Raw genomic sequence first — 19,929 nt, forward strand, 5'->3', positions numbered from 1 at the left:
AACGCCTCCGCCCGGATGGCGGCGCTGCGCAGTCTCCCGGCTCAATCCCATGACATGGAGTAGGGGCGATCCCGGAAAAGCTCCGGCAGGCCCGAGACCTGCTTGAAGCGGAAGACTTCTTCGCTGTCCATCCCCAGTTCCGCGGCGACGTCGCTATCGCTCCACCCCGCGCGCAGCAGGGCGATCACGACCTCGGTCATCGGGCGCACGCCGTGCACGCCGCGCGCGCGGTTGTGCCGGATCGTCGCCGCGATGCGATCGTCGACGCCGCCCCGATCGGCCCGGATCGCCACGATCGGCAGGTAGCCGTGCAGCCGCGCGCGGATCGCCACCGACTCCGTGCCGATGCGCTGGCGATGAAAGCCGTCCACCACCTCGAAATACAGCGGCGCGCGATGCGTGACGATCGGCTGCGTGTAGCCATCGGCCCGGATCGAGCGCTCCAGCAGCGCCATCTCCGGCGGCGCGATCGCGTTCGGGTTGTACGTGTTGCCATGCACCAGGTCCCCCTGCACCCATTGCACGCAGTCGGTCGGCTCATCGCGAAACGGGCTGTGCGCATGCAGGATCCGGCGCAGCGCGTTGAGCGCCGCCACCCTCTCCGGGAGCGGCATGTCACCGAGTTCGCGGAAGAGGGCTTCCGCCCGCGGCAGCAGATCATGGGGTTTCATGCGGCGCTTTCTCCAGGATGACCCAGCGGCCGCGCGTGCCGCTGACGATGAATCCGTAGGGTTGAAGATGTTCGGCGGCCGCCGCGGGCAGGCGCGCGACCGCCGTCGCCTGCAGCTGCTCGATGTGTGCCAGGACCCGCCCGCGCAGTTCCCGGAAGAGCCCGCGCCCGCGCGCCTCGGGCCGCACATAGCCTTGGCGGATGCGCACGACGCCCGGTTGTTCTTCGATGCTGATGAAGGCGAGCGCGCGCCCGTCACGCCGGCACTGGGCCACGAACCAGCGATAGCGCGGGCCGTCGTTCAAGGGATAGCCCCCACACGCCCGCCGGACACCCGGGCTGGCGAAAAACCGCCCCAGGAGCGCGAAGAAGGCGGCTTCATCGTCGAGCGACCGCAGCGTCAGGACATTGCATTCGATGCGCATATCGCCTCCGCCCGTGATGCCATCGCCGTCAGCACATCGGTATCCCCTCGGGCACAGCCGAACGACAGGGAGCGCGCCATATCCTGCTTCAGAAGCGACAGGGCAATGCGCCGCCACGAAGGCTGCTTCTTGCGGTTTTCCAGCGCGGGCAGGCCTGCGTCGGGCCAGCGCGCCAGCGGGTAGCCGCGCTCGCCCCACCACGCGATGAACCGATCGATGCGCCGGCCGTAGACCCGCTGCAGCGGCACCGGCAGGCTGCGCAGCAGGAACTCGCTGTACTGCCGCCACGAGCTGAAGGTCGGCGGCAGGCCCAGGCCACCGCGATACCCCAGCAGCTTCTGCCGCGAATAGCGGGCCGCGAAGTTGGCGCCCGACACGCGCCGGACCACGCGGAACCACGTGCCCGGCTCGATGCGGTGGTAGAGATCGAGGCCCCTGCGCTGATCATCGCCGTAGGGCTGGCAGATGCGCATCTGCGAGTGGGCGACGCCGGCCCGGTACATCTGGTCGTAAAGGCGGTTGTAGGCAAGGCCGCGCTCGGCCACGTAGCGCCACAGGTCTTCGAAGCGCCAGTCGTAGATCGGGAAGAAGGTCACCGCACGGCTGCGCGCATGATCGCGCGCGCTCCAGGGAATCGGCCGGTCGGTGCCCGGCGGCGTCCAGGCGCACTTCTTGAGCTTGGCGCGGCGCTTCACGGCGAGATAGCGGTTGAGCGATTCGTCCGAGCGGATGCCGACCAGGACGGCGGTCGGCGTATCGCGCGACAGCCACGCATTGAAGGCGGGGACGAACGCTTCGAACTCCATCCGGAAGCGGTAGAAGGGAAAGTACGCCGGGTCGCTGATCACCGCCGGATGCGTCGGCATCGGGCGGATCCAGTCTGCCTCGCGGCCCGGCTCCCACGCGCACCAGAAAGGCTCCAGCGCGCTGGACGCATTGCGCAGGTTGATCGGCAGGCACACCCACCATGGGCGCACGTCGTCGCGGCTGAGCATCTCCGTGACGTGATCGATGGTGGCGCGGTATTGCCCCTCCAGGTCCAGAAAGAGCACGTGCAACGGCCCGTGCCCCACCTCCTTCGCCACCTCTAGCGCCAGGTGCAGCGTGACCGAACTGTCCTTGCCGCCGCTGAACGCAACGCAGACCTGCGTGAAATGCGTAAATACCAGCCGGAGCCGCGCCTTCGCCGCTTCATAGACATTGGTGTCGCAGTAGTTCTTTTTCATCTCATCGGGACGACTTGCGCCGTGCGATATGGGAGAACCCGGGGCCCGCCGCGCCGAAGCGGGATGCCGATCGGCGCCCGAACCTTGCCACTGAGCGGCCCACGGGTTCACATGGACTTACCACTGATACGACGCGCCCATGCCGACCGTCGTGCCTTCGCTGCTGTAGCCCACGCCCATCTTGGCCTTCAGGTTGTGCGAGATGCGTGCCGAGGCGCCCAGCGCAACCGCCTGATAGCCCTTGTAGGTCGCGCTGCCGATACCGATCGCGATCGACTTGCCCTGATCGACGTCCGGAATCATCGTCAGCGCGGTCGCCGCTGCGATACCGCTGTAAGCGCCGCGCGCCACCTGGTTGATCCCCTGCCGCACCATGCCGATCTGCTCATCCGTGTACTGCCTGGCCGTCGTTCCCGCCGGCAGATCGCCGACGGCCGCATAGACCGCCTGGCTCAGCTGGCTCACGTTGACCGCATCGGTACCCTGCACACCGGCCGCAACATTGGTGATCTGGCGCTCGTTGCCCGCCGAGCCCACCGACATCGTGTTCGCGCGGTTCGCTACCGAACCCGAGCCCACGGCAACCGCATGATTCGCCGTCGCCTTCGCATTCGCGCCCATCGCGACCGAGCTGTCGCCGCCCGACTGCGCGTTGTGGCCCGTCGCGACCGACTGGTCGCCGCCCGCGCTGGCCGCGGCACCCATCGCCGTGGCATGCGTGCCCTTGGCGCTCGCGCGCTTGACAGCGCGGTCGCCGTCCGCCGCGAACATCGGGTCGTTGGTGTTGCTCACCTTCTGCACGCTGGCAATGGCCGCGTTCATCTGCCTGACGTTCACCGCGTCGGTCTCGGCCGTGCCGGCCGCGACGTTGTGGATCGCCGTGCCGGCCGGCGCGTTGCCGCCGCCCAGCGTCACGTTGCCGTAGTCCGCCGAGCCGTCTGCGTTGGTGCCGTACGTCACCGTGGCGTTGGTCCTGCCGCTGCCGTTGATGATGCCGGCCGCCTTCAGCTGGGCAACGTTCACGGCATCCGTGTCCGCCGTACCGGCCGCCACGTTGGTGATCTGGCGCTCCTTGCCCGCCGAGCCCACCGACACCGTGTTCGCGCGGTCCGCCACCGAACCCGCGCCCAAGGCCACAGCGTTGCCCGCCATCGCCCGGGCATTGCCGCCCATCGCCATCGAGTTCATACCGGCCGCGACGGCCGCGCCGCCGAACGCGATCGACTCGAGGCCCATCGCCTGCGCATCGTCCAGCGTCGAGTTCGCGTGGAAGTACTTGAGCCCGCCGCCGTTCACGATGGTGTTCATCGTGTTCTTGATGTTGGTGACGCTATCACTCACGTCCGTGACGTTCGCCGACAACTTCGACACATTCTGGTTCGTCGTATAGAGCTGCTTGCCGCTCACCGCATCGGTACTCGTCGCCGACAACGTCCCCTCCGCCACACCCGTCAGCTTGCGCGAGAACGTCGTGCTGTCACTCAGCTTCTTGCCGCTGAAGTCCACCGCCTCACCGTCCAGGTCCTTGGCCACCGTGATGTCCTTGCCCGCTGCCGACTGCTGCACCAGACCCGCCGAGCCGCCGCTGATGTTCTTGATGGTGTTCTGCAGGTTCGTGATGTTGGTCGTGGTCGCCGACACGTTCTTGTTCGTCTCGGCCAGGCTCTTGTTCGTGTCCGCCAGATTCTGGTTCGTCGTGCTCAGGTTCTGGTTGGTCGTATAGAGCTGCTTGCCGCTCACCGCATCCGTGCTCGTCGCCGACAACGTCCCCTCCGCCACACCCGTCAGCTTGCGCGAGAACGTCGTGCTGTCGCTCAGCTTCTTGCCGCTGAAGTCCACCGCGTCACCGTCCAGGTCCTTGGCCACCGTAATGTCCTTGCCCGCTGCCGATTGCTGTACCAGACCCGCCGAACCGCTGCTGATGTTGTTCACCGTGTTCTGCAGGTTCGTGATGTTGGTCGTGGTCGCCGACACGTTCTTGTTCGTCTCGGCCAGGCTCTTGTTCGTGTCCGCCAGATTCTGGTTCGTCGTACTCAGGTTCTGGTTCGTCGTATAGAGCTGCTTGCCGCTCACCGCATCCGTGCTCGTCGCCGACAACGCCCCCTCCGCCACACCCGTCAGCTTGCGCGAGAACGTCGTGCTGTCGCTCAGCTTCTTGCCGCTGAAGTCCACCGCGTCACCGTCCAGGTCCTTGGCCACCGTGATGTCCTTGCCCGCTGCCGATTGCTGCACCAGACCCACCGAACCGCTGCTGATGTTGTTCACCGTGTTCTGCAGGTTCGTGATGCTCGTCGTGTTCGACGACAGGTTGCCCTCGGCCGTCGTCAGGCGCGTGTTGGTATTGGCCAGGTCCTTGTTGGTACTCGCCAGGTTCTGGTTCGTCGCATAGAGCTGCTTGCCGCTCACCGCATCGGTACTCGTCGCCGACAACGCCCCCTCCGCCACACCCGTCAGCTTGCGCGAGAACGTCGTGCTGTCGCTCAGCTTCTTGCCGCTGAAGTCCACCGCGTCACCGTCCAGGTCCTTGGCCACGGTGATGTCCTTGCCCGCTGCCGATTGCTGCACCAGACCCGCCGAACCGCTGCTGATGTTGTTCACCGTGTTCTGCAGGTTCGTGATGTTGGTCGTGGTCGCCGACACGTTCTTGTTCGTCTCGGCCAGGCTCTTGTTCGTGTCCGCCAGATTCTGGTTCGTCGTGCTCAGGTTCTGGTTGGTCGTATAGAGCTGCTTGCCGCTCACCGCATCCGTGCTCGTCGCCGACAACGTCCCCTCCGCCACACCCGTCAGCTTGCGCGAGAACGTCGTGCTGTCGCTCAGCTTCTTGCCGCTGAAGTCCACCGCCTCACCGTCCAGGTCCTTGGCCACCGTGATGTCCTTGCCCGCGGCCGACTGCTGCACCAGACCCGCCGAACCGCTGCTGATGTTGTTCACCGTGTTCTGCAGGTTCGTGATGTTGGTCGTGGTCGCCGACACGTTCTTGTTCGTCTCGGCCAGGCTCTTGTTCGTGTCCGCCAGATTCTGGTTCGTCGTGCTCAGGTTCTGGTTGGTCGTATAGAGCTGCTTGCCGCTCACCGCATCCGTGCTCGTCGCCGACAACGTCCCCTCCGCCACACCCGTCAGCTTGCGCGAGAACGTCGTGCTGTCGCTCAGCTTCTTGCCGCTGAAGTCCACCGCGTCACCGTCCAGGTCCTTGGCCACCGTGATGTCCTTGCCCGCGGCCGACTGCTGCACCAGACCCGCCGAACCGCTGCTGATGTTGTTCACCGTGTTCTGCAGGTTCGTGATGTTGGTCGTGGTCGCCGACACGTTCTTGTTCGTCTCGGCCAGGCTCTTGTTCGTGTCCGCCAGATTCTGGTTCGTCGTGCTCAGGTTCTGGTTCGTCGTATAGAGCTGCTTGCCGCTCACCGCATCCGTACTCGTCGCCGACAACGCCCCCTCCGCCACACCCGTCAGCTTGCGCGAGAACGTCGTGCTGTCGCTCAGCTTCTTGCCGCTGAAGTCCACCGCGTCACCGTCCAGGTCCTTGGCCACTGTGATGTCCTTGCCCGCTGCCGATTGCTGCACCAGGCTCGCCGAACTGCTGATGCTCTTGATGCTGTTCTGCAGATTGGTGATGTTCGTGTTGGTGGCGTTCAGTTGCCTGCCAGTCACCGCCTCGGTGCTGGTGGCCGACAGCGTGCCGTCAGCAAGGTTTTTGATGGCGGAATTATTCATATCGACACCGCCGTGAAAGCCGCTGGCTCCCCATACGTCGAGATGGCCACCGATATTCATCGAATCGAGGGGTGTCACTTCGTCATTCATACCAGCACGGAGCGTCGACCCGTAGACGAGAATGTTCGTACCAGGCGATAGTTGACCCAGGCTATTGCCGAATGCTGTGCCCTTTGCCAAATTTTTTGCGGCTTCGTAACCGACCTTACAACCCGAATACCCATCGCCTCGCGCCCAGGCATATGCATCACCCACGCTTCCACAATTCGTTCCCGGATCGTTTTGCAACAACATTTCTGCGCAAGCGTATTGCGGCATGGCGCTGAAAACCACGATCGCAAGTCCGAACAAAGCTGCAGCACCTTTATTCGACCGGCCAGGGGTATCAGCCTTTGGTTTGCCAAAAATGTACGTAACGCCATTATCTGGCGTGCTACCTACTGTCAAAGTTCTTGAAAAAAAGGGGAGATGATCTACAAATATTCTGTTCATTTCTATGCACTCCAAATATGGTGTATTGGCATGCATAGATATTCATTTGTAGCGGTTCAACCTCCCATGATCGGCTGCCCAAAGAAGCATGGGCATCTGCCTAAATTTCATTTCCTTGATATGCGCCCCCGGCTAGATTCACCGGCGTATCATGCCGCCTTGTGCAAGTCACCAGACGGAAAGCGGGGAAATCATGTCCAGAATCAAGGTAGGCATCGCAGATGACCATCCGATCGTCCTCCTTGGCGCAACCAGCATGCTCAAGGATCACCCGGACATCGAAGTCCTATTCACCTGCGAAACGATCGAGCAGTTGTTGAAGCAACTTGCCGAGCACCCGGTGGACGTCCTCCTGTGCGACTACGAATTCGAAAGTGATCCGCAGGCCGACGGCCTGCACCTGCTGCAGCGGCTGCGACGGCTGGTGCCGGACACGCGGATCCTGCTGCTCAGCGCCCATTCCACGCCTTCCATCGTCTCGGCCACCCTCGGCCTGGGCGCATCCGGATTCATCGGCAAGAGCCGTGCCGATTTCGGCAACCTGGCAGCCGCCGTCCGCAAGGTGGCCGGCGGCAGCCTGTATGTGCCAGGTTCGCTGTCCGCGGCCCTGCTCTCCGCCCGCTACGGCAAGCACGGCATGGTGGGCGTGGAGGCCCTCTCCACGCGGGAAGTCATCGTGGCGCAGATGACGGCGGACGGGCTGACGATCGGAGAAATCGCCGACCGGCTCAAGCGCAGCCCCAAGACGATCAGCAACCAGAAGGTCGCGGCAATGAAGAAGCTCGGCGTCAAGAACGACGTTGAACTGGCGGCCGTGCTGCGCGAATTGAGCGGACGCGTGCCACCGGCCTAGCCGCGAATCTCCGGAGCAAGCCATCCCCCGGGGCGGAGCACCAGCGCGACCGGGAAGGCCGCCCGATGGGCCTTCAGCCCACTGACGCGTCCACGTGCGCCAGCAGCTGGTGGCAGCGGATGGCGATCAGCGCCCAATCCGCCCGAGAATAGATGTCCTGGAGGCCGCGCAGCTCCTCGACCAGTGCGTCGGCGCCCAGTGCCATCAGCGCACCCTGCAACCGGTGCACACGCCGGCGCAGCGCATCCATGTCCTTGCCGGCCAGCGCCTGCTCGATGGATTTGCGCTCCTTGTTCCATTCGGTGCGGAAGGCCTGGCGCAGCAGGGCATCGAGCGCGTCCGCGCGCACCGGTTCGGCCACGGCCGGCGTGGGCGAAGCCGTTCGCGACAGCATCTCCTGCCTCAGGATGCGCCTGAGATCGCCCAGCGAGACCGGCTTCTGCAGCAGACTCGAGAACTGCTCGACATCGGCCTTGATCTCCGCCGAGACCGAAGCCGAGGTGGCGATCACGCGCGCCCGCGGGTCGAGCTCGCGCAGCTTGTGCAGCAGGCCGATGCCGTCCAGCCGCGGCATGCCCAGATCGGTGATGACCAGGTCCGCGCGCCGCTCGAGCCACATCTCGAGCGCTTCCACGCCATCCACGGCCACCCGCACGCGCTGGCAGCCCAAGGCGGCCAGCTGGTGCCGGATCAGGGTACGGTTGACCGCATCGTCCTCGGCCACCAGGATATCCAGATCCGCTCCGAGGCCTTCGTCGACGGCCATGGACACCGGCGTCTCGGCCGGTCTCGCGGCGGCGCCGGTCAATTCCGTCAACGCGGCCAGCAGCCCTTCGCGCGTGAACGAGCTGACTTCGATCTTCTGCCCATCGCGGTGCGCATGCAGCGGCCCCTTGGCCGTGACGAATACCGTGCCCAGCAGCGGCACCGTGCCCAGGTCGGCCGCATGCCATGCGCGGCCGTCCGCCTCCACGGCCAGGCGGATATGCAACGGCTCGGCGGCCGAAGCCTCCGCCGGCCGGACGGTCGCCCCCCAGCGCCGCAGGCGCTCGGCCAGCATGCCGCGCCACTGCGAAACCGGGCACAGCAGTTCGACCGATAGTCCGGTCAGCACCGGGGGCGGGGGCGCCGGCGCCCGCGTGTTCTGCGCGAACGGCAGGTCCACACGGAACGCGCTGCCGATGCCGGGCTCGCTGCGCACGCTGATCCGCCCGCCCATCAGATGCGCGAGATTGCGGCACAGGAACAGGCCGAGGCCGGTACCGCCAAAGCGCCGGCTGATGCTGTCGTCGGCCTGCGCCAGCGGATTGAAGATGGTCGACTGCATCGCGGCCGGGATCCCGATGCCGGTATCGGCCACTTCGAAGCGTGCCCAGACCTTCCCGTCCTCCCGTTTCAGGCAACGCGAGGCGATCGTGATCGTGCCCCGTTCGGTGAACTTGGCCGCGTTGCTCAGCAGGTTCTGCAGGATCTGCGTCAGGCGCTGGTCATCGCCGTCGACGACGAGGTCGAGGTCCGGATCGGTGATGCAGTGGAAGGCGACACCGCCCTGAACAATCGCCGCACCGAAGCTGCGCGCGCATCGTTCGAGCACTTCGTTCGGACACATCGGCACCGGACTGATCTGCAGCGCGTTGGCCTCGAGCTTGGTCGAGTCGAGCAGATCGTTGACGAGTGTCAGCAGGGCATCGAACGAGCGGCTGGTCATGTCCACCCATTCCCGCTGCTCCAGGCTGAGCGCGCTGCGCGCCAGCAATTCCAGATGGCCCATCGCGCCGTGCAGCGGCGTCCGGATCTCGTGGCCGACGATGGCCAGGAACATCGACTTGGCCCGGTTGGCCTCGTCGGCGGTCTGCTTCGCCTCCATCAGCAGGATCTCGTTGGCCTTGCGCTCGTTCATGTCCACCAGCCCGAGGAGGACGGCCGAGCGTCCGCCGAACCGGGTCCATGACGACGCCACGCCGATATAGCTGCTCTGCCCTTCGGCGCGCTCCCATCGCACCTCGATGAAGGAGTGCCGTGCGCCCGGCACCGGCTCGGCATCGCGTTCGTGCATGACGTGCCGGTAGAAGCGCAGCCGCTGCTCGTTGGAGACATTGCCCAGCATGCGAACCGCCACGCTGTTCTCCAGCAGGATCGAATCGGTCTCCGGCGAGTAGACACCGATCCCGATCGGCAAGGTATCGATGATGGCCTTGCTGAAATGCTCGGCTTCGATCAGCTTCTTCGCGTCGCTGAGCAGGGGCCGGGTCACACGCAGATCGAAGTAGGCGGCCGTGGCCCACAGCAACCCGAGCACCAGCACGCAGAAGACCATGCCGGCGAAGAATTCATGCTGGAGGTCGGACCACACGTCCTGCCATCGATACGCATACACCGCGATCCAGTCGGGCCCGGCGATACGCCGGCTCACAAAGAAGACGCCATCCTTGTAGAAGGTGGTCGGCTCGGCGCCGGCCTGCCGCGACCAGTCGGCATTCGCCAGAACCGTGTCCAGCAGCCGCCTTTCCTCCAGGTCGGCCGGCAGATCGCCCAGGCTCCGCTGGCCGGTCTGGCTCAGCAGGAAGAACCCCGGCCTGCGGCTTTCCTTGCGCAGGAAGAAGCGCGTGAACTGCGCATCCGGCAACGTGAGCGCGATCGTTAGAACGCGCGCGTTGTCGCGGTACATCGGCACGATGAGCTGCGATACCGAGGCATGCCCGTTGGTCTCGTCCGCCGGATACCACAGCGGACGGCGGCCGCGGACGGCCTCCGGCGCCGACGACGCAATGCGCTGCTCCACGGCGGCGATGCGCTCGCGGATGAAGGGCTGCGGCCCCTGCTCGCGCGCGCTCCGCAGATCGGCCGGACGCAGCGCCGGAAAGGCCGCCAGAAACGTCGCATCCGGCGTGTACAGGAACCCGTCGAGCGTCACGCCCAGCTTCTGCGCATCCATCAGCGGCGCGCCGGAAACGTCGCGCAGCACCCGCAGCGCCATTGCCAGGCGCGCGCCGTCGGCCGGCCTGTCGAGCGAGCTGATCAGCGTGACCGGCGTGGCGGTCAGGTCCGCTCCGGTCACGGTCGCGCCCCGGTCGGCGGCAAGCTTGCCGGCATAGCGCCGTGTTGGCACCACGTCGTTCTGGCGCAGATTCCAGACCCCTTCGTAGAGATCGGCGAACTGCGCCAGCCTTGCGGACAGTCCGTCCACCTCGGTCCGCACCTCGCCGCTCGTCCTGACGAACCGCGCGACCTGCCTGTCGCCGTACTGATCGATGATGCCGCGGCCGAGCAGCAGCACGGCCCCCACGATCGCGATGGACAGCGCGGCCGTGCACCCGTAGAGCACACGCCTGGAATATCGGCCGGTCTTGGTCAGTAGCCTTTGGGGCATATCAACGTGCGAAGCAAGCGGCGGGAAGAAGACAACGGGACATGGAGAAGCGCCGGCCGGCCGAGGCGCGCGGCATCGGCATCACCTCGGCGGCGGCACGCAGCGCTGCGATGGTCCCTGCCTGAAACACTTTTGGGCGATCGCCCAAGCGTCATTGGGCCGACCGCCATCGTCCCGGAGGATGCCGGCCACCACACTGTCGATTATCCGCGAACCCATGTCCGTTCGCATCATCGACCAGGCCTCATATGCATACCGGCAATCCCCAGGCACCCTTCGTCAATATCGAGCACGCGCTGATCGCCTGCGAGAACGAACTGCAGCGCTGCTACGTGAGCCGGCTGCTGCAGCGGCTGGGCATCACGGCCGTATCGAGCGTGTCCACTACCGCCGACCTGCTCGCGCAGGTCCGCGAGCGGCCGTTCAAGCTCTTTGTCATTTCCTCCTGGCTGCCGGGCACGCCGATCCTGCAGCTGATCGACGCGCTGGCCGACAGCGGCCGCGGCGGATACATCATCGTGAGCGGCCTGTCGGACCGGCGGATCCAGCACGCGATCTCCGAATACGCACGGCTGAGGAACGGCGAGAACGTGCGGCTCATCTTCGCCGGTGAACCGCTGCGGCTGTTCGACTTCACCGACATGCTCTGCCTCGCAGGCGCGCCCTCGGCCCGCCACCGCGAGGGCGCGCTGCCGGATGCCGTTGCGCAGCGGTTCTCGGCGCAGGCGATCTTGCGCGCCTATCGCTCCGGCGAGATCTCGGTGTTCTTCCAGCCGCAGTACTGCCTCGCCACCGGCGTGCTGCTCGGCGCCGAGGGATTGGTCCGCTGGCGGCATCCCGATCTGGGCGTGCTGGGCCCGGACCATTTCCTGCCCACGCTGGAAGACCTCGGCCTCGGCCAAGACCTGATCGATCAACTGATCCGCGCCGCCGCCGACATCAGCCAGTCCTTGCAGAAGACGCCGACCCCGCTCAAGCTCTCCATCAACATCCCGAGCGCGCACATCGTCTCCGCGGCCTGGGCGGAAACCATCGTGCAGCAGATCAACGCAGCGGCCGGCACCTGCGCCGGCATCACGATCGAAGTCACGGAAGACAGCGCCCCCGGCATCAGCGACAGCAACATCGCCGGCGCCGTCGCGCACTGGCGGCTGAACGGCATCGACTGCGCGATCGACGATTTCGGCACGGGCGCCTCGACGCTGCGCCGCCTCTGCCTTGCGCCCTTCAATATCCTGAAGATCGATCGCCGCATGGTATGGCGCTCCCGCCTGGCCACGCACGTCTGCCGCATGCTCGAAGCCGTGGTGGACATGGCCCACGGGCTCGGCATGCGCGTGATCGCCGAAGGCATCGAGACGGAAAGCGATCTGGCCCGCATGCGCGGCATGAAGTGCGACGCGGGTCAGGGCTACTACTTCAGCCGGCCGTTGCCGGATGCGGATTTCCGCGCTCTTGCGATGGCTTCGTCCAATAATGCGTTTAGGCAGCGTGCGCCTGTCCTTTCCCACTAGCGCTGCACCGGCCGCGGAGCCCCGTCTTTACAGGCTCGGGAGTTGTGACCCTACACCAGGAAGCAGTACCGCAGAGCAGTAGGGAATCCGGCATGATTTTCACGAATTGAAAAGGAAGACATGCCATGAAGACGAGCAAGTTCACCGAAGCGCAGATAGCGTTCGCACTGAAGCAAGCGGAGCTGGGCACGAAGGTCGAGGAGGTGTGCCGCAAGCTGGGGATCAGCGAATTCGGAGCTACGCCGGATGCGGCAACTCGAGGAAGAGAAAGCGACTCGTCGGCATTGCTTGCACGCATCAAAGAGATTGCGGCCGCTACGGCTATCACCGTGTGCACGTGATGCAGCAGCGGGAGAGCTGGAAAGACAATCACAAACGCGTCTATCACCTGTATCGAGCGGAAGGCTTGTCGCTGCGGCATAAACGCCCCAAGCGCAACAAGTCGGCGCGGCTACGCCAGCCCAAGAGCATTGTCATGGGCATCAACGAAATCTGGAGCATGGACTTTGTATCCGACGCGTTGTTCGACGGCCAGCGCTTGCGCGCGTTGACCGTGGTGGACAACTACACCAGGGAAAGCCTGGCCATCGAAGTCGGCCAAAGCCTGAAGGGGAAAGACGTTGTGCGAGTGCTCGATGCCGTTGTTGCCCAGCATGGCACGCCTCAAACCATCAAGGTGGACAATGGCACCGAGTTCATCTCGAAGGCGATGGACCGATGGGCATACGAGCACGGCGTCGAGCTCGACTTTAGTCGGCCAGGCACGCCCACCGACAATGCCAAGGTGGAAAGCTTCAACGGGCGGTTCCGGCAGGAATGCCTGAATGAGCACTGGTTTTTGTCCCTGGAGGATGCTCAGAGCAAAATCGCCGACTGGCGGCGGCACTATAACGAAAGTCGCCCCCACTCTGCATTGCAGTGGGCGACACCCGACGAATTCGCCCGTCAGGCAAGGAAGAGCGCCTCGATGGACGATTCAACGACGCCGGAAATCTCTACTTCTGGGCGTTACTAATTCCGGTGTAAGGCCACAGGGTAACTTTTTGATCACATATTGACATTTGATGTGCCATTTTGACACCGATGGTTGCATTTTGGCGCCAGTCGCCCTATGCTAGACCTTCCTGAAAAGGGAGGCGTCGATGACGTCTCAGTGGGCCGGTGGCCCTAACAACCCGGATGAGGCTGTCCGCCGAGAGGCGCCAGCGGATATCCGCTAGGAACACAACGAGGTAGGAAATGGCTATCAAGCACGAGAGCGCTCCGGAAGCCACGGCGCGCGGGCGTATTACCGCCCGATTGAGTGCAGACAAGCAAGAGTTGCTGCAGCTGGCTGCAGATCTTTCGGGTAGTACCCTCAACCAGTTCGTTTTGCAGTCCGCGCTGCGTGCGGCCGAACAGGTTATCGAGCACGAAGAAACCATCAAGGCAATCAAGCTGACAGTGGAACAATCCCGGCGCTTCGTTGCGCTACTCGATGAGCCTGCCAAGCCAAACGAGGCCCTGCGGCGCGCGATGGAACGCTTTAGGAAAACCAAACTTGGAACTGCAGATTCGACCTTTAACCTCGAACGACGACCGCAACACGTTTGATTGTGGGAACAGTTCGTTGAACGACTGGCTGCGCAGAACAGCCAAGCAGCATCAAGAAAAGGATTTGTCGCGCACGTATGTCGCGATTTGGGCCGGCGATTCGAAGCGGATCGCTGGCTACTATGCCCTGAGTGCCACGTTGATTCAAACGGAGGGGATGCAGGACCAGAAGCTTCCTCGAGAAGTATCCGCAGTGCTCCTGGGTCGGCTTGCCGTCGACGAGAAAGACCAGGGCCAGGGCCTAGGCGAATACCTCCTGATGCATGCGCTGGAAGCCGCGCTCAAGACAGCAGACATCATCGGCGTTCGATGCGTCGTAGTGGACGCCATTGACGACCCGGCGGTTCGCTTCTATCAGAAATACGGTTTCGTTTCGCTCACGACCCAGCCCATGCGACTGGTCCTAGCGCTGGACACGGTTCGTCAACTTCTTGCGTGACTGGTTGACCAAGCGGCCTCGGGCAGAAGGAGAGCAACCCATGACGACCAATCGATATGAGATTGCCTCGCGATCGGTCCATCGCCTTCGAGATGAACTCGGTGCCATTGTCCACCTTGATGGTTTGAGGCGTGCCATGCTGGGCAACAACGGCATCGAGCACTCGCACAACGTCTTTCCCCTTCAGGCTTTGGCCGACTTCGATGGCCAGGCTTTCCCTGGTGTAGTTGTCCACCACGGTCAACGCGCGCAAGCGCTGGCCGTCGAGCAACGCGTCGGATACAAAGTCCATGCTCCAGATTTCGTTGATGCCCATGACAGTGCTCTTGGGCTGGCGTAGCCGCGCCGACTTGTTGCGCTTGGGGCGTTTATGCCGCAGCGACAAGCCTTCCGCTCGATACAGGTGATAGACGCGTTTGTGATTGTCTTTCCAGCTCTCCCGCTGCTGCATCACGTGCACACGGTGATAGCCGTAGTGGCCGCAATCTCTTTGATGCGTGCAAGCAATGCCGACGAGTCGCTTTCTCTTCCTCGAGTTGCCGCATCCGGCGTAGCTCCGAATTCGCTGATCCCCAACTTGCGGCACACCTCCTCGACCTTCGTGCCCAGCTCCGCTTGCTTCAGTGCGAACGCTATCTGCGCTTCGGTGAACTTGCTCGTCTTTATGGCATGTCTTCCTTTTCAATTCGTGAAAATCATGCCGGATTCCCTACTGCTCTGCGGTACTGTTTCCTGGTGTAGGGTCACAACTCCCGAGCCTGTAAAGACGGGGCTCCGAGAGTTTTGGCTAGTGTTTCGCCAGACATAAATTGCTAGAACTTCCCACTCATCACGATCCGCACCCGGTCGCCCTTCGGGTCAGGCTCGCGCGTCAGGTCCATGCTGAAGTCGATCGCGCTCATGATGCCGTCGCCGAATTCCTCATGGATCAGCGCCTTGAGCGTGGTGCCGTACACGTTGACCAGCTCGTAGAAGCGATAGATCAGCGGATCGGTCGGCACGGCGCTCGGCAGCGAACCCTTGTACGGCACCACCTGCAGAAGGGCGACGGCCTCGTCGGGCAGGTCGAGCGCCTCGCCCACCGGCCTGCGCTGCGGTCAGCGTCATCTGGCCGAGCAGCGCGGCGGTGCTCCATTCCTTGCTGCGGCCGATCGTCTCGGCGAGCCGCGCCCAGCTCAACTGCTTCTTGATCTTCTGCAGGACGATCAGGTCGGTCACGTCTTCGCGTCGCATGGTCGGGCTCCTTCGGTTGGATAAGGGATCGCGCCCGCGCACCTGCCGGGCGCGCGGGGGGCCGCGCTGCAAGAGCAAGGTTGATGCCAATCGCCGGATACCGCGCCGGCCGGGCGGCTTGCACCGGCGCCTGGGTTTTGCGCGCCGCATCAATCGCCCGGTGCCCCCGCATCGCGTTCTGACATCGGGGCTTGCATGTCCTATCTCTATCCAGAGATTAGGGCAAACCCCCAGATTGACAGCGCTGTCAATTTTGCCCATTCTTGCGACCGTCGGCCCGCCGCACGATCGATAACAAACGCCGACACCGCCCTGCCGCAACGCGACAGCCGGTCCAAATCAGGAGACAGTCCATGGAGCTCGAGAGCCGCTTCGGCATCGAATCGAAGCCTGCGCGCCGGCAGGCCGCAGCCGTCAAGCAAACCGCCGGGCGCCTTGGCGCATCGGCCATTGCCGCCGCCGCGCTGGCGCTCTGCGCCGCCAGCGCCCACGCCTACGACGTCACCACCAGCCCCTACCTGCTGGGCGACTGGGGCGGCCTGCGCACCCGCCTGGCCGACCAGGGCGTGACCTTCAACCTAGGCTACGGCAGCGAAGTCGCGCACAACTTCAGCGGCGGCACCGACCACCTGACGCGCTACACCGATCAATGGGTCATGGGCACCACCCTCGACCTCAACAAGCTGTGGGGCTGGAAGGGCGGCACGTTCCAGGCCACCGTCACCGACCGCAACGGCCGCAACCTGGGTTCGGACGCCAACATCGGCAACAACATGCTGATCCAGGAAGTCTACGGGCGCGGCCAGACCTGGCACCTGACGCAGTTCTGGCTGAACCAGAAGCTGCTGGACGACCGCCTGGAGATCAAGGCCGGCCGCGTGACCGTGGGCGAAGACTTCTTCTCGTTCTCGTGCGACTTCCAGAACCTGACCTTCTGCGGCTCGCAGCCGGGCAACCTGGTCGGCAGCTACTGGGTCAACTGGCCGACCAGCCAGTGGGGCACGCGCATCAAGTACCACACCTCGCAAGAGACTTACGCGCAGATCGGCGTGTACCAGGTCAACCCGAACTATGTGAACGACAGCTGGGCAAGCCACAACGGCTGGAAGCTGAACAACCCGAGCGGCACCACCGGCGCGCTGATCCCGCTGGAATTCGGCTGGCTGCCGAACCTGGGCGGCCGCCCCGGCTCGTACAAGGTCGGCGTCTGGTACAACACGTCCGACGGCAAGGACCTGTATGAGGACGTGAACGGCAACCCGCGCGGCATCACCGGCCTGGACGCGCGCACGCGCAACGGTCAATATGGCGCCTATCTCAACCTGCAGCAGCAGGTCACCGGCACGGCCGGCGGACGCGGCGCCACGGTGTTCCTGAACGTCTCGCAGGCCGACCGCAACACCGCGCAGACCGACCACCAGATCTCGGTGGGCGTGCAGTACAAGGGACCGTTCAACCGCCTCGCCGACACGGTCGGCTTTGCCGTGGGTGCAACGCACAACAACGGCCGCTTCGCCGACTTCGTGCGCCAGACCAACGCCCGCACCGGCCAGAACACGATCGCGGGCGACGGCTACGAATACGTGAGCGAACTGTATTACAGCTGGTCGCCCGTGCCGTCTGTGTACTTCCGTCCTAATCTGCAGTACATCATGCATCCGGGCGGCACGAGCCAGAACAAGAATGCGTTCGTGGTCGGCCTGAAGTCCGGCATCACGTTCTGACGTTCCGATTCCGATCGCAAGCAGCAAGCGCAAGCACGCACCGACAAGACCCCTACGCATCACAGGAGACCTTCATGATTTCCCGCGTACTGAACACCCTGGCCGCCGCCGCGGCACTGACCCTGGCCGGTGGCCTGGCCGCCACCCCGGCGTTCGCCAGCAAGGAAGCCCCCGTGATCGGCTTCTCGATCGACGACCTGCGCGTCGAGCGCTGGACGCACGACCGCGACTACTTCGTCGACGCCGCCAAGAAGCTGGGCGCCACCGTCAACGTACAGTCGGCCAACGCCAACGAAGCCAAGCAGATCGCCCAGATCGAAAACCTGGTCGCCCAGAACGTCGACGTGCTGGTGATCGTGCCGTTCAACTCCAAGGTGCTGGGCAACGCCATTGCCAGCGCCAAGAAGAAGGGCATCAAGGTGGTCTCGTACGACCGCCTGATCCTCAACGCCGACGTGGACGGCTACGTGTCGTTCGACAACGAGAAGGTGGGCGAGATGCAGGCCCAGGGCGTGGTCAAGCTGGCGCCCAAGGGCAACTACTTCCTGCTCGGCGGCGCCTCCACCGACAACAACGCCCGCCTGCTGCGCGACGGCCAGATGAAGGTGCTCAAGCCGCTGGTCGACAAGGGCGATATCAAGATCGTCGGCCAGCAATGGACGCCGGAGTGGGATCCGTCCAAGGCGCAGAGCATCGTCGAGAACGCGCTGACCGCCAACAGCAACAACATCCAGGGCATCGTCGCCTCCAACGACGGCACGGCCGGCGGCGCGATCCAGGCGCTGGCGGGCCAGAAGCTGGCGGGCAAGGTGCCGGTGTCGGGCCAGGACGCCGACCTGGCCGGCGTGCGCCGCGTGGCCGAAGGCACGCAGGCCGTGACGGTCTACAAGCCGATCAAGCAGATCGCCAACACCGCCGCCGAGATGGCCGTCGAGCTGGTCAAGGGCACGTCGCCCAAGTTCAACACCAAGCTGAACAACGGCAAGAAGGACGTCGACACCATCCTGCTGACGCCGACCATGCTGACCAAGGACAACCTGGACGTCGTGATCAAGGACGGCTTCTACACGCACCAGCAGATCTACGGCAAGTAAGCGCCGCTTTCATTGCAGTTGAAGTAGGAGGTAGGCCATGGACAACAGCACCCTGTTCGAGATGCGCAGCATCGTCAAGGCATTCTCCGGCGTGCGCGCGCTCGACGGCGTCAGCCTGGCCGTGCGGCCGGGCGAGTGCGTCGGCCTGTGCGGCGAGAACGGCGCCGGCAAATCGACCCTGATGAAGGTGCTGTCCGGGGTCTACCCCTACGGCACCTACGAGGGCGAGATCCTGTGGGACGGCACCCCGCTGCGCGCGCATTCGGTGCGCGACAGCGAGCACGCGGGCATCGTCATCATCCACCAGGAGCTGATGCTGGTGCAGCAGCTCTCGGTGGCGGAGAACATCTTCCTCGGCAACGAGATCACCAAGCCGGGCGGGCGCATGGACTACGACGCCATGCACCGCAAGGCCGAAGAACTGCTCGCCCGCCTGCGCCTGACCGACGTGAACGTGGCCGCCCCGGTGATGAACTACGGCAGCGGCCACCAGCAGCTGTTCGAGATCGCCAAGGCACTGGCCAAGAACGCGCGCCTGCTGATCCTCGATGAGCCGACGTCGTCGCTGTCGGCCAAGGAGATCGAGGTGCTGCTGTCCATCATCGAAGACCTCAAGCGCGGCGGCGTGGCGTGCGTCTATATCTCGCACAAGCTCGACGAGGTCAAGCGCGTGTGCGACACCATCACCGTCATCCGCGACGGCAAGCACATCGGCACGCGCCCGGCCGCCGAGCTGGACATCAACGGCATCATCACGATGATGGTCGGCCGCGAGATGACCTCGCTGTTCCCCAAGGTCGAGCACACCGTGGGCGACGTGGTGCTGGAAGCGCGCAACGTCACCTGCTGGGACGTCACCAACCCCAACCGCAAGCGCGTCGACGACGTGAGCTTCTCGGTGCGCCGCGGCGAGATCCTCGGCGTGGCCGGGCTGGTGGGTGCGGGACGCACGGAGATGGTGTCCGCGCTGTTCGGCGCCTACCCCGGCCGCTCCTCCGCGCAGGTGCTGGTCGAAGGCAAGCCCGTCAAGGTGCATTCGCCCGCCCAGGCCATCGCGCACGGCATCTGCCTGGTGCCCGAAGACCGCAAGCGCCACGGCATCGTGCCGCTGATGGGCGTGGGCGAGAACATCACGCTGGCCACGCTGGCCCAGTACGCGCGCGGCCTGCGCGTCGACAAGGGCGCGGAGCTGATGACCGTCGATCGCGAGATCAAGCGCCTGCGCATCAAGACCGCCAGCCCCGCGCTGTCGATCGCCAGCCTCTCGGGCGGCAACCAGCAGAAGGCGGTGCTGACCAAGATGGTGCTGGCGTGCCCCAAGGTGCTGATCCTCGACGAGCCCACGCGCGGCGTGGACGTCGGCTCCAAGTACGACATCTACCAGATGATCGCCGACCTGGCCGCCAGCGGCGTGGCGATCATCATGGTCTCTTCCGAACTGCCGGAGATCCTGGGCATGAGCGATCGTGTCCTGGTGATCGGCGAAGGCGAGTTGCGCGGCGACTTCGCCAACCAGGGCCTGACCCAGGAACGCATCCTGGCTGCCGCCATCCATGCTGAACCGCGGCTTCGCGCTGCCTGA

The 19,929-nt window shown here is 64.6% G+C and carries 12 protein-coding genes and 4 pseudogenes; 8 read left to right on the forward strand and 8 right to left on the reverse strand.

Features of this window, described 5'->3' with window-relative positions:
- Positions 1-41 precede the first annotated feature (41 nt).
- The 4 genes from GO999_RS21985 to GO999_RS22000 all read right to left on the reverse strand — a co-directional run bounded on the left by GO999_RS21985 (position 42) and on the right by GO999_RS22000 (position 6,035).
- Positions 42-671 (reverse strand): IbrB-like domain-containing protein, encoded by a 630-nt coding sequence (locus GO999_RS21985; RefSeq protein ID WP_019719814.1) that lies wholly within the window; start codon positions 669-671, stop codon positions 42-44.
- Complete coding sequence (locus tag GO999_RS21990) at positions 658-1,095, reverse strand: GNAT family N-acetyltransferase (RefSeq protein WP_011004864.1); 438 nt, start codon at positions 1,093-1,095, stop codon at positions 658-660. Before GO999_RS21990 ends, GO999_RS21985 begins: the two co-directional genes overlap by 14 nt.
- On the reverse strand, positions 1,071-2,321 hold the full coding sequence (locus GO999_RS21995; RefSeq protein ID WP_019719813.1) for a phosphoadenosine phosphosulfate reductase: 1,251 nt from the start codon (positions 2,319-2,321) through the stop codon (positions 1,071-1,073). Before GO999_RS21995 ends, GO999_RS21990 begins: the two co-directional genes overlap by 25 nt.
- Positions 2,322-2,438: 117 nt before the next feature.
- Positions 2,439-6,035: a YadA family autotransporter adhesin gene (locus tag GO999_RS22000; RefSeq protein ID WP_249215086.1), complete on the reverse strand. Its 3,597-nt coding sequence runs from the start codon at positions 6,033-6,035 to the stop codon at positions 2,439-2,441.
- A 685-nt stretch (positions 6,036-6,720) separates the two neighbouring features.
- Here GO999_RS22000 and GO999_RS22005 point away from each other — a divergent pair.
- Positions 6,721-7,380, forward strand: a complete 660-nt coding sequence (locus GO999_RS22005) for a response regulator (RefSeq protein ID WP_011004867.1) — start codon at positions 6,721-6,723, stop codon at positions 7,378-7,380.
- Positions 7,381-7,453: 73 nt separating this feature from the next.
- On the opposite strand, the gene GO999_RS22010 is transcribed toward GO999_RS22005, so the two are convergent.
- Positions 7,454-10,750, reverse strand: a complete 3,297-nt coding sequence (locus GO999_RS22010) for a hybrid sensor histidine kinase/response regulator (protein WP_071014462.1) — start codon at positions 10,748-10,750, stop codon at positions 7,454-7,456.
- Between the two features lie 248 nt (positions 10,751-10,998).
- On the opposite strand from GO999_RS22010, the gene GO999_RS22015 reads away from it, so the two are divergent.
- From GO999_RS22015 to GO999_RS22030, 4 genes and pseudogenes are all read left to right on the forward strand, one after another.
- Positions 10,999-12,264 (forward strand): EAL domain-containing protein, encoded by a 1,266-nt coding sequence (locus tag GO999_RS22015; RefSeq protein ID WP_211906874.1) that lies wholly within the window; start codon positions 10,999-11,001, stop codon positions 12,262-12,264.
- A 125-nt stretch (positions 12,265-12,389) separates the two neighbouring features.
- Positions 12,390-13,279: pseudogene (locus GO999_RS22020) on the forward strand (IS3 family transposase).
- 224 nt (positions 13,280-13,503) lie between these two features.
- Positions 13,504-13,857 carry a type II toxin-antitoxin system TacA family antitoxin gene (locus GO999_RS22025; protein ID WP_016722246.1) on the forward strand — a complete coding sequence of 118 codons (354 nt, stop codon included), beginning with the start codon at positions 13,504-13,506 and terminating at the stop codon, positions 13,855-13,857.
- Positions 13,805-14,296, forward strand: a complete 492-nt coding sequence (locus GO999_RS22030; RefSeq protein ID WP_248172344.1) for a GNAT family N-acetyltransferase — start codon at positions 13,805-13,807, stop codon at positions 14,294-14,296. Before GO999_RS22025 ends, GO999_RS22030 begins: the two co-directional genes overlap by 53 nt.
- 73 nt (positions 14,297-14,369) lie before the next feature.
- Here the strand turns inward: GO999_RS22030 and GO999_RS24885 are convergent.
- The 3 pseudogenes from GO999_RS24885 to cynS all read right to left on the reverse strand — a co-directional run.
- Positions 14,370-14,778: pseudogene (locus GO999_RS24885) on the reverse strand (DDE-type integrase/transposase/recombinase); the annotation flags it as partial.
- A 42-nt stretch (positions 14,779-14,820) separates the two neighbouring features.
- Positions 14,821-14,962 (reverse strand): annotated as a pseudogene (locus GO999_RS25135) (transposase); the annotation flags it as partial.
- A gap of 146 nt (positions 14,963-15,108) precedes the next feature.
- A pseudogene (gene cynS / locus GO999_RS22045) lies at positions 15,109-15,529 on the reverse strand (cyanase).
- Positions 15,530-15,882: 353 nt separating this feature from the next.
- On the opposite strand from cynS, the gene GO999_RS22050 reads away from it, so the two are divergent.
- The 3 genes from GO999_RS22050 (at position 15,883) to GO999_RS22060 (ending at position 19,929) form a co-directional block, all read left to right on the forward strand.
- On the forward strand, positions 15,883-17,253 hold the full coding sequence (locus GO999_RS22050; protein ID WP_111375120.1) for a carbohydrate porin: 1,371 nt from the start codon (positions 15,883-15,885) through the stop codon (positions 17,251-17,253).
- A gap of 74 nt (positions 17,254-17,327) precedes the next feature.
- Complete coding sequence (gene xylF, locus GO999_RS22055; protein ID WP_011004878.1) at positions 17,328-18,347, forward strand: D-xylose ABC transporter substrate-binding protein; 1,020 nt, start codon at positions 17,328-17,330, stop codon at positions 18,345-18,347.
- 37 nt (positions 18,348-18,384) lie between these two features.
- Positions 18,385-19,929, forward strand: coding sequence for a xylose ABC transporter ATP-binding protein (locus GO999_RS22060; protein WP_019719806.1), 1,545 nt, complete (start codon positions 18,385-18,387; stop codon positions 19,927-19,929).

The sequence above is a fragment of the Ralstonia nicotianae genome, assembly GCF_018243235.1.
In the GTDB taxonomy this organism is placed as follows: domain Bacteria; phylum Pseudomonadota; class Gammaproteobacteria; order Burkholderiales; family Burkholderiaceae; genus Ralstonia; species Ralstonia nicotianae.

Coding starts and splice junctions, on each gene's coding strand:
- GO999_RS22015 (WP_211906874.1), top strand. CDS start 10,999: ATGCATACCGGCAATCCCCAGGCACCCTTCGTCAATATCGAGCACGCG.
- GO999_RS22050 (WP_111375120.1), top strand. CDS start 15,883: ATGGAGCTCGAGAGCCGCTTCGGCATCGAATCGAAGCCTGCGCGCCGG.
- GO999_RS22000 (WP_249215086.1), bottom strand. CDS start 6,035: ATGAATAATTCCGCCATCAAAAACCTTGCTGACGGCACGCTGTCGGCC.
- xylF (WP_011004878.1), top strand. CDS start 17,328: ATGATTTCCCGCGTACTGAACACCCTGGCCGCCGCCGCGGCACTGACC.
- GO999_RS22005 (WP_011004867.1), top strand. CDS start 6,721: ATGTCCAGAATCAAGGTAGGCATCGCAGATGACCATCCGATCGTCCTC.
- GO999_RS22025 (WP_016722246.1), top strand. CDS start 13,504: ATGGCTATCAAGCACGAGAGCGCTCCGGAAGCCACGGCGCGCGGGCGT.
- GO999_RS21990 (WP_011004864.1), bottom strand. CDS start 1,095: ATGCGCATCGAATGCAATGTCCTGACGCTGCGGTCGCTCGACGATGAA.
- GO999_RS21995 (WP_019719813.1), bottom strand. CDS start 2,321: ATGAAAAAGAACTACTGCGACACCAATGTCTATGAAGCGGCGAAGGCG.
- GO999_RS21985 (WP_019719814.1), bottom strand. CDS start 671: ATGAAACCCCATGATCTGCTGCCGCGGGCGGAAGCCCTCTTCCGCGAA.
- GO999_RS22060 (WP_019719806.1), top strand. CDS start 18,385: ATGGACAACAGCACCCTGTTCGAGATGCGCAGCATCGTCAAGGCATTC.
- GO999_RS22010 (WP_071014462.1), bottom strand. CDS start 10,750: ATGCCCCAAAGGCTACTGACCAAGACCGGCCGATATTCCAGGCGTGTG.